We start from the raw sequence: 14,565 nt of genomic DNA, 5'->3' as shown, positions 1-14,565 counted from the left end.
CAATTATGTTTGATACATAATTGGCTTTTTTGTTTATAATTTAACTTGAAAAGCAATTTTCTGTGCCTTTCTGTACCGATAGTCCTGCCATTCGCTTTATCCCGATGAAAAATCGGGATGCCCGCTGCTGTCAGGTTTAGATTACTTATTAAACCTTTCTATTTATGTTTTAGGAGCATAATCCGTCAGCTAACTTATAGATTAAATGCTGCTTTAATCAGAAAATCTGTGGCTAAATATCAAAAAATAATAATCAAAAATTTCAGCAGATTATTCCTAATGGGTTACCTAAATCGCTTTTTCGTATAAAGGGAAAAGACGATTAAACTAACCAAAAACGTCACAAAAATCTAATGGCCATTAGATAATATTTTAAAATGATTAAAAAACTAAATCCATCGAATCATGAAAAGGAATATTATTGCTATAGCCATAATTTTAGGCTTGTTTGCTTGCAACAGCGAAAAAAGAGACGAAAGTGCTGATGCAACTAGCGTAGCCGAATTTAACAAACAATCTGTAGATACTGCAGTATCAAAAATTATCAAAACTGCAGACATGCGGTTTAGAGTAAGAAATGTTCAAAATACCAAGCAAAAATTAAGTGAAACCATAAAGGCAAATGGTGGTAGTTTGGCAGAATTTTCTATTCAAAGTAACATTCAAGAAAGCGAGAAAGTCAAACTATCTTCCGATTCATTAAAGGAAATTACTTCCTATCGTACCGAAGGCTATGTTGTAGCTAAAGTGCCATCCGAAAAACTAGATGATTTTACTAATAAAATTACCGAAATGGCAGTTTTTGTAGATAATGCTTCTATGAAAATGGATGACCAAAGCCTAAATTATCTTGCTAACAAAATGAAAGCACAAAATAGGGTTAGCGCATCAAATCAGATTGGTAAAATCCCATCAAAAAAAGCTGAAAACATCGAGTCGGCTTTAGTACTTAATGATGATTATGTAGACCGAAAAATCGACAATATGAATATCGATTCCAAAGTGAAGTTTAGTACCATTACCCTTAATTTCTATCAAGATAATACCATCAAAACCATGATTGTTGCCAATGATAATATTTATGACTACAAACCTGCTTTCGTAACTCGCTTATGGTTAAATGTTGTTAACGGCTGGAGTATTTTTATGGAAGTTATTCTAGCGCTTGCAAATTTGTGGATGCTGATTTTAGCGTCTGTTTTGGGCGTAATTGCGTTTAAGTATTACAAAGCAAGAAGGGTTTAACATTCACATTGCCGTCTGGCTTTAGCCGACGGCAATTTTATTTCTTAGCCTTTGTTGCCAAACCCTTAACCTTTGTCTTGTTATCGCTTACGAAGGATTCCCAACCAGAATAAGTTTTTGATTTTCCACTTGAAGATATTTTTTGGAAGGAATGACAAACAGCAACTGCCAATCCATCTGTAGCATCCAAAAATTCGGGTGTTTCTTTAAAGTTTAATAAGCGTTGCAACATGGCTGCTACCTGTTCTTTAGTTGCATTTCCGTTTCCGGTTATTGATTGTTTTATTTTACGCGGAGAATATTCGGTTACAGATATATTACGGGATAATGCCGCCGCAATTGCAGTTCCTTGCGCCCTGCCTAATTTTAAAAGCACCTGAATATTTTTGCCATAAAATGGGGCTTCTATTGCTAAAACATCAGGATTATATTGGTCAATTAGCACTACAGTTTTTTCGAATATACGTTGAAGTTTTAAAAAAGGATCGTCTAAGTGAGTCATTTTTACCACACCCATACTCAGCAATTCTGTTTTATTTCCCTTCTCCAAAATCACTCCATAACCCATAACTGCTGTACCCGGGTCAATCCCCAAAATCACTCGTTCCTTTTTTTCGCTCAACATTCCAGCAATATTAAGCATATTTGCAAACTAAAAAGAGCAACTTGACCACCAGAAACAAAAAAATATTTTCAATATTGGTTAAAGCAACCATCGTAATTTTAGCGTTTTGGTTTATTTACCATAAACTGGTGGCTAATGAAAATCTTCAGAATTTTACGCAGCTTCTGAAAAATATTCCTCAAGTACAAATTTTCGGTGTTATCAGCTTTGTGTTTCTGTTGATGTTCGTTAACTGGTTTCTTGAATCTGCGAAGTGGAAATTTCTTATGCAAAGGATAGAACAAATTAGCTTCTACCGAGCAATTGAATCAGTTTTTTGCGGATTAACACTAGCTATCTTTACCCCGAATCGTTTAGGAGAATACGGAGGAAGGGTTTTCTTTTTATCGCCCAAAAGGCGGATTGTAGGGGTTGTTGCGATGGCTGTTGGTAATATTGGACAGCTGGTTTTAACCAACATTTTTGGTGCTATTGCATTAAGTTTCTTCATATATCGGTTTATGAAGTTAGATTACCGATTATTCTTTGCAATTCTGATTGTTGTCGTTGTTTTTTGTCTGTTTTTTCTAATTTTCTATTTTAACATTCGATGGCTTAATGGCATATTACTATCCTTTAAAATCACGAGAAAATACAAAAAGTTCTACAGCATTTTAGGGCGATACAGGAAGCAAGAATTATTTAAAATATTAATGTTTTGCCTTGCCCGGTATTTCGTTTTTAGCTCTCAATACTTCATTCTCTTTACCTGGCTCATTCCCGGGCTCGAGTATCTTGATATAATAATGATGATTTGCATTTTATTTTTTGTACAATCAACACTTCCATCACTAGATTTATTTGATGTCGGGATCAGAAGCGTTACTGCATCATACTTTTTCAGTTTTATAACCAAACAAGATGTGGCCGTAATTGCATGCACAGCTAGCATTTGGTTAATTAATATTATAATTCCTGCTATATTAGGCACATATTTCGTTTTTAAACTCAACTTTTTTGGAAATCCTAAATCTAACTAGTCTATTTTCTGCTTCTTTAACACTTGTATATGGTTTTCTGGTTATCTTTTTTATAAGAGGATGGCATAAGTTAATCTATTTTAATCCTTCAGGAAAAGAATTAGATACTAAGGTTTCTATCATTGTGGCCGCCCGCGATGAAGAAGATAACATAGGTAAAACAATCGATGATTTAATTGCTCAGGATTATCCAAAACAGTTAATCGAGATTATTATAATTGATGATCATTCTACTGATAAAACAGCAGAAATTGTATTAAGCTATGCCGATAAAAATGTTAAACTAATAAAGCTTAACGAAGATAAAGCCCTAAATTCTTATAAGAAAAAAGCAATTCAGACAGCAATAGGAACTTGTTCAGGAAACATGATCGTTACAACTGATGCAGATTGTAGAATGGGCCCTAAATGGTTATCTGCAATTGTAGCATTATACCAGGAGAAAGATTATAAGATGATTTCTTCGCCTGTGGCTTATTTTCAAGAGAAGAGTTTCTTTGAACAATTACAATCTTTAGAATTTCTGTATTTGATTGGTTTAGGAGCATCTACAATTGGCAACAAAAAACCATCTACTTGTAATGGCGCTAATTTGGCATATGAGAAAGCAACATTTTATGAGGTTGGTGGTTTTACCGGAATTGATGACTTGGCATCGGGCGATGATGAATTGCTTTTACATAAAATAGCGGCAAAATATCCTCACAACATTGGTTTTCTGAAAAATAGAGATGCAATTGTTTACACGCATGCAAAAGAAAATTTAAAATCGTTTATTCAACAAAGAAAACGTTGGGCATCTAAAAGTACTCGGTATAAAAATAAAGGCATAATTGTATTGGGTGTATTTGTGTGGGTTTTCAACCTCAGTATTTTGGCTAATTTTATTACTGGTTTATTCCTGCCGGGATTTTTAACCATCACTCTGTATCAATTAATTGTTAAAATGATTTTAGAAAGTTTATTTCTTTGGGATATAACAGGTTTCGCAAAAAGAAGAAGGCTGTTATTTTTAATCCCGATTTTAAACGTTCTTCATATTTTATACATTATTTTTATTGGTATCGCAGGCAACAGTGGCAAATACAATTGGAAAGGTAGAATGGTTAAGTAATGGATAATAGCCCATCGAAAAAGGTTTGGTTAAAATTTAGAAGAAATAAGCTTGCACTTGGCGGTCTTATCTTTATTCTATTACTTATGCTGATGGGGATTTTGGGTTACCTGATTATGCCAGATGATTCTCCTAACGCGAACAACCAAAAAGTACAAATTGCAAAGGCAAAACCAGGTGCAGCATTTACTTTTATGATTGTGGAACGATATCCTAACATTGAAAAAGTTGGGTTTTTCGAAAAAATGATAAATGGCCAAAAACCGATGTTTAAAAGCATCCCAATCACTTCTTATAAAATTTTAAATGGTGAGGTTTATGCATATGAGTATATAGGTGAGGAAAAAAACGTTAATCCTACCATTTTTAAACTTAAAGATTTATGTAATAACTGCACATTGCCCAGTAAGCTTGGTAATACCGAAACTTTATTTGCACAAAAAAATATATATACACAAACTTATCTCTTAGGTACAGATATTTATGGGCGAGATTTATTAAGTAGATTAATTCTTGGTATTCGCGTTTCACTTTCAGTTGGTTTAATTGCGGTGCTAATCTCCCTGTTTATAGGTGTAAGTTTAGGGGCAATCGCTGGGTATTTTGGTGGTAAAACCGATGCAGCAATCAGCTGGTTTATGAATGTGGTATGGTCGCTGCCATCATTACTTTTAGTTATCGCAATTTCTTTTGCCTTAGGAAAAGGCTTTTGGCAAATTTTTATTGCCGTTGGTTTATCTACCTGGGTTGATGTTGCCAGATTAGTACGCGGACAAGTAATGGCGCTTAAAGAAGTTGAATTTGTTGAAGCTGCAAGAGCTTTGGGGTTTAGTACGGCCAGAACGATCATAAAACACATTTTGCCAAACATCGCCGGACCAATCTTAGTCGTGGCATCTGCAAATTTTGCTTCGGCAATTTTGCTTGAAACTGGTTTAAGTTTTTTAGGTTTTGGTGCACAACCACCAATGCCAAGCTGGGGAAGTATGATTAAAGAACATTATGGATATATTATTATGGATGCCGCTTACCTTGCAGTTTTACCTGGTTTAGCCATTATGTTAACGGTTTATGCTTTTAATGTTTTAGCCATTGGCTTACGCGATGCTTTTGATGTTAAAGGGCAGAACGTTAGCGTTTAGCTTTTTTCTTTTTAGAAGCCCTTGCAAGCGGATTAAAATCTAAAGCAAGTTTAATCCAAAAATCCAGTTCATCATTTCGGTTTAAAACATCTTCCGAAACCAAGATATAACCATTCATAGATTTACCTCCCATTGCCATAACTGCCCAACCATCTTTATTACCAAGGCTTTCCACATCATTGGGATTTATTCTCAGCATTAGTTCTTGTTTCATAACACCAATGCACATTTTTCCATCAACCATAAATACTAAGCCGCTAAACATTTCTTTTTCTTCAACATCAGGCAAGTACATCAATTTTTCCGCAACTCTTACGGCAAGTGCTTCATTGTATTTTTTCATTAAATGATTGTTTAAAACTAATTTAATCAATCCGCATCCGTTACGCAAAAATTAATCGTTATTCTTTAAATTTGCGTCATGTTGTTAAATTGTTATCAGGAAGAATTTTTAGAAGCAGGTTGCGATGAAGCGGGTAGAGGTTGTTTGGCCGGTCCTGTTTTTGCGGCAGCCGTAATTTTGCCAAAAGGATTTGTACTGGAGGGTTTAAATGATTCGAAACAACTAACACACGAACAACGCAATTTACTTCGCCCAATAATAGAAAAAGAAGCTTTAGCCTGGGCGGTTGCCTCTTGCGATCACGAAGAAATTGATAAAATAAACATTTTAAATGCCTCTTTTCTGGCGATGCATAGAGCTGTTGAAAAACTTCATACTCGTCCGGAGTATTTGGTTATTGATGGAAACCGCTTTAAAGCTTACCCTGAAATTCCACACAGTTGCATTATAAAAGGTGATGGTAAATATCTGAATATTGCAGCAGCTTCGATTCTTGCTAAAACGCATCGCGATGAATACATGACCAACCTGCATATAGATTTTCCACATTATAATTGGGGTAAGAATAAAGGTTATCCAACCATTGCACATCGAAAAGCTGTTCTCGAAATCGGACTTTCACCATTTCACCGTAAAACATTTAATGTGAGCGCACCACAGCTCGAATTGTTTTCAAAAAACGTGTAAATTTTGTATTTTCACAACATTGTGAAAATTTTGCTGATTACTAAACGGGTTCCATTTCCGCCAAACAGCGGCTATCCAATTGTGGTTTACAACACCATAAAAGGCTTGCTTCAACTTGGTGCAGATATTACTTTGTTTAGTTTAAATCCTGCAAATTCAAGAATCGATATTGAAGAAATTACCGACCCGGTTTTTGAAAAAATAAAATATCACAGTTGCGACTTGGACACCGAAGTAAATATCTGGTCAGCATTTTTTAACATTTTCACAAACGAATCTTATAACGTTTCCAGGTATTATGATGAAGAAGCTGCTCGTATTTTGGAAAATGTACTTCGTGAAAACGTTTTTGATGTGATTCAATTCGAGGGGTTATTTGTTGTGCCATATCTTGATATTGTTAAAGCAAATAGTAACGCAAAGCTGATTTACAGGGCACATAACATTGAGTTTACCATGTGGGAGCGACGTTCCCATTCAGAAAGCTTTCTCATCCGTAGAAAATACCTTGCGTTTTTAGCCCAACGTTTAAAGGCTTACGAAACCGAACAAATCAATCGCTTTCACCATATTTTTGCCATTAGCGAGCCCGATAGACAAAGCATTTTAATGTTTGGCTGCGAAATACCAATGTCGGTTTTTCCGGTTGCTATTGATTTGGAAAACTATAAAATCGACAGCAGTAAAACCAGTTTTCCAACACTTTTCCACTTGGGGGCAATGGATTGGCGACCAAATCAGGAAGGCCTGGAATGGTTCTTAGATGATATCTGGCCTGATATCGAAAAACTAAATAAAGACCTTCGCTTTTACATTGCCGGAAAAAATATGCAGAAGCATTTTTTTGAATATGATTCCGACAATCTGATTGTAGAAGGCGAAGTTTTTGATGCAGTAGAGTTTATGAATTCGAAAGCGATTATGATTGTACCTTTAATTTCTGGTACAGGAATGCGGGTAAAAATTATAGAAGGTATGGCAATGAAAAAGTGCATAATAGCAACGCCAACCGCAGCCGAGGGTATAAACTGCAGGCATGGGCACGATATTTTAATTGCAAACTCTGCCGATGAATTTTACCGTTCCATTCTTCAGTGCATTATTAATCCAAAAAGATGGCTTGAAATTGGCGAAAACGCCAGAAAAACTGTCGAAAATGAACATGGTGTACATTTTGTTGCCGGTAACATGCTTAAAGTATATGATGAACTGATTACGAACTAAGATTGTTCTGGAATCAATCTGCTAAACTCTCTAGCACCTTTTCCAACTTATCAAAATTTTCCTCGTTCTTATCTTCCACGATAGGTCTTAATTTATCACATTCCTTAGCAGTATCAAACAACATTTTAAATACAATTTTTGTATTATTTTCTGCTGTTTCAAATGTAAAAAGAACTTGAAAAAGTGGTTTCGAGAACCGTTTCCATGCAATTAAATTTGGTGCATCAATTTTAATAAATTTACATTCATTCGGGTAATTTCCCTTATCTGGCCCATGCATTACAAAGCTCCATTTTCCACCTTCCCTGAAATCGAATTCGTTAAAAGTATTTGTAAAACCAGTCGGACCCCACCAATTTTTTAAATGGTTCGGATCGGAAAATGCTTCAAAAACTAAATTTATCGGGTAATTTACAGTCCTCGAACTTACAATTTCGGTTTCTGGGATAGATGAAATAATGGAAGTCGCCATTTAAATATTTATATGTTATCTCTCGATTTAAGTTCCTCTTTAATCGCTTTTAGATTGCCAAAATTCATAATGAAAATTGGAATTAGTGCAATTGGTACAACAGAAATTGCGCTAAAACCTTTTTTAAAAGCCAAGAAAATATTTATTACAATTAATACCAACAGAGCTCCACCTAACATTGCTGTAATGCTTTTCATCGATTTCTCCGTCTTGACCAATTCCTCGGTGCTCATTTCATTGTATTTCTTTGTGTTCATAGTACTTGTAGTTTAGTAGTGAAGTTAAGAAAATAATTCTTTTTTGAAGAGCAAGCTTTGGTGCATTTCGGTTTCGAAAGTCTCGCTATCACTGCAAGTCCGCTCCCGATAAAAAAAATCGGGGTGAGGGCTTTTCGCTCTATCAGGTCTATTTTAGTTGGGTAAACCTTTCTAGTTAAGTTTGGAAAATCTTGTGGGTTATTTGTTAATTTAAAAAACCACCCCTGCCCCTCCTTGAAAAAGGAGGGGAGTTAGAAAGTGCGAAACATATCTGCATCGATAAGTTTTGGGTTAAGCGCACAATACGAAATATTAAAACACGAAATTGAAATAAACTTCTGCCAACTCCCCTCCTAAATTAGGAGGGGCAAGGGGTGGTTTAACTCATTTGCTAATCATTGCAGCACAATCCTTAGTTAAATAAACCAGACAGAAATGGAAATACTTTAATTGCAGAAATATTAAATATTTCTGCCTACAATAAAATGAAAAAGAGAATTGCTCTTAGAATTAACTTGAATTGTTTAAAGATTGTAATGAATGGCGGGGGCTGTAGAACATTTGAAAAACTAACATTCATTTTCAAAATTTTAAAGAAAATGCTACAAAATTTAACCGAAAACATTGCCATTTTCTTAGTAGTTTTGCCGCCAACTATTTATTAAGCATGAAAAATACAGCTTTAACTGAAAAACATATCGCTTTAGGCGCTAAAATGGTTCCTTTTGCGGGTTATAATATGCCTGTAACTTACGAGGGCATTAATGCAGAACACGCTACTGTGCGTAATGGCGTTGGTGTTTTTGATGTGAGCCACATGGGCGAATTCATTCTGAAAGGCGAAAATGCTTTGGATTTAATTCAACGCGTTACAAGTAACGATGCGTCTAAACTTTATGATGGAAAAGTGCAGTATTCTTGCCTTCCGAATAAAGATGGTGGTATTGTTGATGATCTTTTGGTTTACCGTATTGATGAAAAAACGTACATGTTGGTTGTTAATGCATCGAACATAGAAAAAGATTGGAATTGGATTCAGCAGTTTAATGATAAGGGTGTAGAAATGCATAATATTTCTGATAAAACTTCTTTATTGGCTATTCAAGGTCCGAAAGCTGCTGATGCTTTACAAAGTTTAACTGAAGTTGATTTAGCTTCGATGGAGTATTATACTTTTGTTAAAGGCACCTTTGCAGGCGTTGAGAATGTTGTGATTTCAGCAACAGGTTACACCGGTGCAGGTGGTTTTGAAATTTATTTCGATAATGAGCATGCTGATAAAATTTGGAATGCAATTTTTGAAGCAGGAGCAGCTTACAACATTAAACCAATTGGCTTAGGTGCTCGTGATACTTTACGTTTGGAGATGGGTTTCTGTTTATACGGAAATGATATTGATGATACAACTTCGCCACTTGAGGCTGGTTTAGGTTGGATTACTAAGTTTTCGAAAACGTTTACAAATTCTAAAGCTTTACAAGCTCAAAAGGAAGTAGGCATTCAAAAGAAATTAGTTGGGTTTGAAATGATTGATAGAGGTATTCCTCGTCATCATTATGAAATTGCTGACGCCGATGGAAATGTAATCGGTAAGGTTACATCAGGTACACAAGCACCATCATTGCAAAAAGCAATTGGTATGGGTTATGTGTCTAAAGATTTTGCTAAAGAAGGCACAGAGATTTTTATCAATATCCGTAATACGCCAATAAAAGCTAAAGTAGTTAAGTTTCCTTTTTATAAATAAGGTTTAGGGTTTAAGGTGTAAGTTATACGTTCTTAATTTACAACTTAAAACGTATAACCTAAAACCTATAACTTTCACCGTGTCGAAAAAAATTGAAGTTTGTTTAACGCCTGCCCTGATTGATTTATACGATATTGGACAGAGTATTGTAGTTGTTATCGATATTTTAAGAGCTACATCGTCTATAACTTATGGAATAGAAAATGGTGCAGAAGCTATTATCCCGGTTGCGAATGTTGAGGATTGTTTAACTTTTGCAGATAAGGGTTATTTGTTAGCCGCTGAACGTAATGGTGAGGTGGTTACTGGTTACGACTTCGGTAATTCGCCATTCTCTTACACAAAAGAAAAAGTTGAGGGCAAAACCATTGTGCTTACCACAACTAATGGAACCAAAGCCTTGCATTTGGCTAATAAAAGAGCACATCAGGTTGTAATTGGTTCATTTTTAAACCTTGATTCACTTTGTGCGTATTTGGCAAGCCAGGACAAAAATGTGTTGCTTTTATGTGCGGGTTGGAAAGACCTGTTTAATTTAGAAGATACTTTATTTGCCGGAGCTGTTGTAAATCAATTGCGTAAAAACTTCGAACATTTTGATGATTCTAGCGTTGCTGCTGAAGATTTGTATTTATTAGCTAAAGATGATTTACGAAAATATCTTCACAAATCTTCGCACAGCCATCGCTTAGCGCAACTAAATATTGAGGAAGACGTGGTTTTTTGTTTGCAATTGAATGTTTGCACAGCAATTCCGGTTTTGGAAGGCGAAAGATTGGTTAAGTTGAGGTAGAGATTATCTGTTAATTGTTATCATACAAATTCCAATTAATAATAACACAATAATTCCACCTATTATTAAATATATGTTTCTTTGAATATCTTTTTTGTAGATGTTTATTGGCTTCCAAAAAGGCTCCAGAATTGCAATAGATGCTTCTCCTTGTCTATTTAGAAGGACCTTATAAAATGTTGCCTTTTCCTTGAGCATTTCTTCAAATTCTCTTCTTGATTTATTTTGAAAATCACTTATTAGAATTGTTCTATCTTCTTCTGGTGTAGCTTTATTAATTTTTTGTGATAACCTTTTACGAAACCAAATGTTATTAAAATGCTCGTTTAAATCGGTAACCTGAGTTTCTACAGCGTGATTTATAGTAATGTATTGACTTTTACTTGTTTCACTACCAATGCTATAACTTGTTATAATCTTATCTGCACATCCCTTAATTTTTTTAATGTAAAAGAAATTTTCTTTAGGATGAGAAAATACATTTATCGGCACATCAACAGCTAAAGGTTCACTTAATAATTCTTCAATATTATTTTTTAGAGGAAATATTAATCCTAAAGCGGTGAATGGAAATATTAGCATAATCCAATAGGTTGCCGCAAAGCGGAAATTATTTTTTATTAAAATATTTCGGGTAACAAAACGCCAAAATAATATTGGAAATGCAAAACTAATTATCGCATATCTTAAATTACTCAAATCGATAAAGCAATTTATAATTCCCCATATTATTGCAGTAAAAAGAAAAAGTATTAAGATGTTTTTTAATACAAATCCGAATGCTTTTATAAAACTGCTGTATTCAGGGTTCGATTTTGCATTTAACTTTGGTAAATGTTGAGATAGAAATACTTCTAACTTAAAAGTATCAACTTTGCTATTTAAGCGATACCTGTAAACCTCAAAATCTTTTGTATAAAATGCTAAAGAAGTATCAAATCGGGTTGTAAGTTCTCCAATTTCAAAACCTCTTAAACCATTAATATCTATCGTAATATCAATAACTTTCTTAATTATGCTATTCTCCTGTTCAATAGTGATTTGATTATCCTGTATTGATATGATTGCGTTGCTTTTCGCAATGCCCGAAAATAGATAAGCCAGAATTACTGAGACACCAATTGTAAGAAAAAAATAAATTATACCTTGAGGTTTAAAAGTTATAATTGCGCCTGCAAAAACTAAAAAAGTTGTAATAAAAAAAATGAAATTATACCAGAATATTAAAACGGTTTTTATCTCAAAGGTTTGATTATCCTCTTGCTCCATTACTTCGTTATTAATTCTCTAATCGCAGGGGTGTTTTTAATAACATTTAAAGCCTCTTCGTGCGCCAACCAATAAATGTCTTCAGCACGTTTCATATCGAATGTACTGATTGCGCCTAAACCTTTTGGTTCGATAACCACATCGCAGAATTTCGCTTTGCGTTCCATGTCGTGGTTGATGGACATTAACCCGGCTCGCCCAAGCAAATTTGTGATTCCGGTAATTTTATCAACGGCTTTTAAATGGTTGCAGGAAGAACCGATAATAAAGTCGCATTCATTCATTAATGGTTCAACCGGGAAATTGTTTAAAATCCCGCCATCAACGTACATTTGCCCGTCAATCATAATGGGTTTGAAAATGCCTGGAATGCAACTCGAAGCATGGATGGCTCTGATTAAAGGGCCTTTTGTAAAGTAAACCAATCTACCTTCGCTAAAATTTACCGCTGCAATAGTTAATGGAATTTTAAGCTTTTCAATAGCATCTTCAGGGAAATATTCTTTTAATATTAATGATGTATTTTCTATGTTGATTAAGCCAAGCGAACCTACTGCCGGACGAACGAAACGCCAAAGCTTAGTTCTTAAAAATATATTCAAGCCTTCTTCCGGGTCGATGCCTGCGGCAAAAAAAGAGCCTGCAATTGCACCAGCACTTGTGCCACTAATTTGGCTAAAAGTTATACCAAGGTTACTAAAGGCCTTTAATATACCTAAGTGCGCAATTCCTCTAATGCCACCGCCAGATAAAACAATGCCAACTTTTTTTGGCTTTTTCGGCGCTTCGTTACTTGCTTGATTCGTCATTGGTTTAGTGCTCGTTATCTACTCTTTTAAACTGTTTGATTGCCGAAATGTTACATCAGTTTATTAAAAACTACTTCCGCTTTGGTTTGTATTTGGATTGATTCAAAATTTTCTGCGCATCGTTTTCTGCCATAAGTTGCTGCAAAGTAACATCAGGATGCGTTTCCATATACTTCTTTACAATCTGCCATCCGGTAAAAACGCCAAGTTTAGGTGCTGAATCACGGTTTTCGCCTAAGCCCGGCGTAAAAGGACCTTCCGAAAGGAAAACTTGTATTTTATGATAATCCGTTTCATAAAGGAAATTATTTTCCAGAAAGTACGCCCAGATATCTGTTTCAAAATTTTGTGCCCAATCTAATTGGTCTGTCGTGTAACCGATTTTAATAGAATCTGGTGTGGTTTCAGGCAAAACCTGATCTAAAAAGTATATAATTTTCCCCTGGAAAATCATTTTCGATAGCAAAGTTCTATCCCCATCAAGTTCCTGAAAAAGTTCTTCATGGGCATAAGTTTCCGCTACACGCGGCACAATGTATTCAGGTGTAAATCTTCTTGATAAGTACAATGGTACACTTTTAACAATGGCGGTATAAAATTTACTGTCTTTACCTAAAAACATATCCAAACCTATGCCTAAATAATTATCGCCGACAGGCATTTGATAAGAAAAACCCGAAACAAACGATACAATTTTTGGAATTTTTGCCTTCGGGTAATAGAATTTAATGTATTTGAATGTTTCGGTTAATCCTTCTTCTTGTGCTTTTAAATTCGGGTAAACGCTATCCACTTCCTTTGTTAAATCGGTATAAGCTTTATCGGCATATAAATTGGCTAAAGATTCTGTATTTGAATAACGGCTATCTAAAATTTTGTGGAGAAAATCATCGTAGAAAATGCCATATTTTGAACTAAGCTTTTTATCCGTTACGGTTACATCACTTGTTTTTCCTTTATAAAGATCCTGGTCAAACCGCTCAATCTTAATATCAACTTTTATATTGCTAACATTAGGGCGTTTGCTTTGTTTACAGGAAATAAATATCAAAGCGAACAGAAAAATTAGATAAATTTGCTGGTGTTTTACGTTATATTTCATTGTAGACAAATATAAAAACATAAGGTATGAAAAGAATAACGACGATTTTAATTTTATCACTTTTAAGTTTGAGCGTTTCTGCGCAAAATTTTAACGTACAAAATTTCGGTTTTAAGTTAGGTTTAACTGCAACACCAACCATTGGGTGGATAAAGCCCGAGCAGGGAAAAACAAATGGCATTGGCTTAGGTTTTTCTTACGGCATAATGGGCGATTTTAATTTTGCACCGAACTATAGTTTTTCTACTGCATTAACCATTACCACCATAAACGGGAAAAGTACCGAGGTAAATGTTTGGCCTTATCATGCTTCGAGCAGTAGCACAAATGTGCCGGTTGCTTACGATTTGAAATATAAAATGCAGTACATAGAAATTCCGCTAACTGTAAAACTGAAAACCTTAAAACAAGATGGCAAAAGATGGTATGGACAATTCGGTTTATCAAATGGGTTTAACATTAGCGCAAAACAAGATGCGAAAAGAAATAATACAACCGTTGGCGATAATCAAAATATATCCGATTTCTCTAAGTTCTACCGTGCGGGTTTAATTATTGGCGGCGGTGGCGAATTTGATATATCAGGAAATACAAGCGTACTTGCAGGCTTAACATTTAACAATGGTTTTACTAATATTGTAAAAGATGGAAGTCGTGAAAGTCGAAACCACTACCTAGCCCTTAATTTTGGCATATTTTTCTAAAATACTTTAATCA

The 14,565-nt window shown here is 34.9% G+C and carries 16 protein-coding genes; 9 read left to right on the top strand and 7 right to left on the bottom strand.

Annotated features, from left to right (window positions below; all coding sequences use genetic code 11):
* Positions 1-405 precede the first annotated feature (405 nt).
* Positions 406-1,245: a DUF4349 domain-containing protein gene (locus QWY86_RS14720; RefSeq protein ID WP_290243102.1), complete on the top strand. Its 840-nt coding sequence runs from the start codon at positions 406-408 to the stop codon at positions 1,243-1,245.
* Between the two features lie 37 nt (positions 1,246-1,282).
* Here QWY86_RS14720 and ruvC read toward each other — a convergent pair whose 3' ends face one another.
* Entirely contained in the window at positions 1,283-1,870 is a 588-nt protein-coding gene (gene ruvC, locus QWY86_RS14715) for a crossover junction endodeoxyribonuclease RuvC (protein ID WP_290243157.1), read from the bottom strand.
* A gap of 41 nt (positions 1,871-1,911) precedes the next feature.
* Here ruvC and QWY86_RS14710 point away from each other — a divergent pair, with 41 nt between their 5' ends.
* From QWY86_RS14710 to QWY86_RS14700, 3 genes are read left to right on the top strand one after another with little or no spacing between them, the layout of a single operon-like run.
* The gene (locus tag QWY86_RS14710; protein WP_290243101.1) at positions 1,912-2,889 is read left to right on the top strand and encodes a lysylphosphatidylglycerol synthase transmembrane domain-containing protein; all 978 of its coding nucleotides are present in this window, start codon (positions 1,912-1,914) and stop codon (positions 2,887-2,889) included.
* Positions 2,867-4,003: a glycosyltransferase family 2 protein gene (locus tag QWY86_RS14705; protein WP_290243100.1), complete on the top strand. Its 1,137-nt coding sequence runs from the start codon at positions 2,867-2,869 to the stop codon at positions 4,001-4,003. Before QWY86_RS14710 ends, QWY86_RS14705 begins: the two co-directional genes overlap by 23 nt.
* On the top strand, positions 4,003-5,145 hold the full coding sequence (locus QWY86_RS14700; protein ID WP_290243099.1) for an ABC transporter permease: 1,143 nt from the start codon (positions 4,003-4,005) through the stop codon (positions 5,143-5,145). Before QWY86_RS14705 ends, QWY86_RS14700 begins: the two co-directional genes overlap by 1 nt.
* Here QWY86_RS14700 and QWY86_RS14695 read toward each other — a convergent pair.
* Positions 5,135-5,488 (bottom strand): TfoX/Sxy family protein, encoded by a 354-nt coding sequence (locus QWY86_RS14695; RefSeq protein WP_290243098.1) that lies wholly within the window; start codon positions 5,486-5,488, stop codon positions 5,135-5,137. The two genes, QWY86_RS14700 and QWY86_RS14695, sit on opposite strands and share 11 nt — an antisense overlap.
* A gap of 78 nt (positions 5,489-5,566) precedes the next feature.
* Between QWY86_RS14695 and rnhB the strand changes: the two genes are divergently transcribed.
* A complete protein-coding gene (rnhB, locus tag QWY86_RS14690; RefSeq protein WP_290243097.1) occupies positions 5,567-6,175 on the top strand; it encodes a ribonuclease HII in 609 nt (202 codons plus the stop codon).
* A gap of 3 nt (positions 6,176-6,178) precedes the next feature.
* Positions 6,179-7,399, top strand: a complete 1,221-nt coding sequence (locus QWY86_RS14685) for a glycosyltransferase family 4 protein (protein ID WP_290243096.1) — start codon at positions 6,179-6,181, stop codon at positions 7,397-7,399.
* Positions 7,400-7,412: 13 nt separating this feature from the next.
* Here the strand turns inward: QWY86_RS14685 and QWY86_RS14680 are convergent, their stop codons facing one another.
* Positions 7,413-7,871 carry an SRPBCC family protein gene (locus QWY86_RS14680; RefSeq protein ID WP_290243095.1) on the bottom strand — a complete coding sequence of 153 codons (459 nt, stop codon included), beginning with the start codon at positions 7,869-7,871 and terminating at the stop codon, positions 7,413-7,415.
* A gap of 8 nt (positions 7,872-7,879) precedes the next feature.
* Positions 7,880-8,128: a redox-active disulfide protein 2 gene (locus tag QWY86_RS14675; RefSeq protein WP_290243094.1), complete on the bottom strand. Its 249-nt coding sequence runs from the start codon at positions 8,126-8,128 to the stop codon at positions 7,880-7,882.
* A 667-nt stretch (positions 8,129-8,795) separates the two neighbouring features.
* Between QWY86_RS14675 and gcvT the strand changes: the two genes are divergently transcribed.
* Together gcvT and QWY86_RS14665 are read left to right on the top strand one after the other, a co-directional pair.
* On the top strand, positions 8,796-9,875 hold the full coding sequence (gcvT, locus tag QWY86_RS14670) for a glycine cleavage system aminomethyltransferase GcvT (RefSeq protein ID WP_290243093.1): 1,080 nt from the start codon (positions 8,796-8,798) through the stop codon (positions 9,873-9,875).
* A 79-nt stretch (positions 9,876-9,954) separates the two neighbouring features.
* Positions 9,955-10,668 carry a 2-phosphosulfolactate phosphatase gene (locus tag QWY86_RS14665; protein WP_290243092.1) on the top strand — a complete coding sequence of 238 codons (714 nt, stop codon included), beginning with the start codon at positions 9,955-9,957 and terminating at the stop codon, positions 10,666-10,668.
* A gap of 3 nt (positions 10,669-10,671) precedes the next feature.
* Here QWY86_RS14665 and QWY86_RS14660 read toward each other — a convergent pair whose 3' ends face one another.
* The 3 genes from QWY86_RS14660 to gldB form a co-directional block, all read right to left on the bottom strand.
* Positions 10,672-11,937: a hypothetical protein gene (locus QWY86_RS14660; RefSeq protein ID WP_290243091.1), complete on the bottom strand. Its 1,266-nt coding sequence runs from the start codon at positions 11,935-11,937 to the stop codon at positions 10,672-10,674.
* Positions 11,937-12,746 carry a patatin-like phospholipase family protein gene (locus tag QWY86_RS14655; RefSeq protein WP_290243090.1) on the bottom strand — a complete coding sequence of 270 codons (810 nt, stop codon included), beginning with the start codon at positions 12,744-12,746 and terminating at the stop codon, positions 11,937-11,939. The genes QWY86_RS14660 and QWY86_RS14655 overlap by 1 nt, the downstream gene beginning before the upstream one ends.
* A gap of 70 nt (positions 12,747-12,816) precedes the next feature.
* On the bottom strand, positions 12,817-13,848 hold the full coding sequence (gene gldB / locus QWY86_RS14650; RefSeq protein WP_290243089.1) for a gliding motility lipoprotein GldB: 1,032 nt from the start codon (positions 13,846-13,848) through the stop codon (positions 12,817-12,819).
* Positions 13,849-13,874: 26 nt separating this feature from the next.
* Here gldB and QWY86_RS14645 point away from each other — a divergent pair, with 26 nt between their 5' ends.
* Positions 13,875-14,552 (top strand): porin family protein, encoded by a 678-nt coding sequence (locus QWY86_RS14645; protein WP_290243088.1) that lies wholly within the window; start codon positions 13,875-13,877, stop codon positions 14,550-14,552.
* Positions 14,553-14,565 lie beyond the last annotated feature (13 nt).

Source organism: Pedobacter aquatilis (assembly GCF_030409415.1).
Lineage (GTDB): Bacteria > Bacteroidota > Bacteroidia > Sphingobacteriales > Sphingobacteriaceae > Pedobacter > Pedobacter aquatilis.
The sequence above is the reverse complement of the archived record's forward strand: the minus strand, read 5'-3'. Positions and strand labels throughout refer to the sequence as shown.

Excerpts from the sequence above, each read along its gene's own strand:
- QWY86_RS14720 (WP_290243102.1), top strand. The coding sequence starts at position 406 with ATGAAAAGGAATATTATTGCTATAGCCATAATTTTAGGCTTGTTTGCT.
- ruvC (WP_290243157.1), bottom strand. The coding sequence starts at position 1,870 with ATGTTGAGCGAAAAAAAGGAACGAGTGATTTTGGGGATTGACCCGGGT.
- QWY86_RS14700 (WP_290243099.1), top strand. The coding sequence starts at position 4,003 with ATGGATAATAGCCCATCGAAAAAGGTTTGGTTAAAATTTAGAAGAAAT.
- QWY86_RS14695 (WP_290243098.1), bottom strand. The coding sequence starts at position 5,488 with ATGAAAAAATACAATGAAGCACTTGCCGTAAGAGTTGCGGAAAAATTG.
- rnhB (WP_290243097.1), top strand. The coding sequence starts at position 5,567 with ATGTTGTTAAATTGTTATCAGGAAGAATTTTTAGAAGCAGGTTGCGAT.
- QWY86_RS14680 (WP_290243095.1), bottom strand. The coding sequence starts at position 7,871 with ATGGCGACTTCCATTATTTCATCTATCCCAGAAACCGAAATTGTAAGT.
- QWY86_RS14675 (WP_290243094.1), bottom strand. The coding sequence starts at position 8,128 with ATGAACACAAAGAAATACAATGAAATGAGCACCGAGGAATTGGTCAAG.
- gcvT (WP_290243093.1), top strand. The coding sequence starts at position 8,796 with ATGAAAAATACAGCTTTAACTGAAAAACATATCGCTTTAGGCGCTAAA.
- QWY86_RS14660 (WP_290243091.1), bottom strand. The coding sequence starts at position 11,937 with ATGGAGCAAGAGGATAATCAAACCTTTGAGATAAAAACCGTTTTAATA.
- QWY86_RS14655 (WP_290243090.1), bottom strand. The coding sequence starts at position 12,746 with ATGACGAATCAAGCAAGTAACGAAGCGCCGAAAAAGCCAAAAAAAGTT.
- gldB (WP_290243089.1), bottom strand. The coding sequence starts at position 13,848 with ATGAAATATAACGTAAAACACCAGCAAATTTATCTAATTTTTCTGTTC.
- QWY86_RS14645 (WP_290243088.1), top strand. The coding sequence starts at position 13,875 with ATGAAAAGAATAACGACGATTTTAATTTTATCACTTTTAAGTTTGAGC.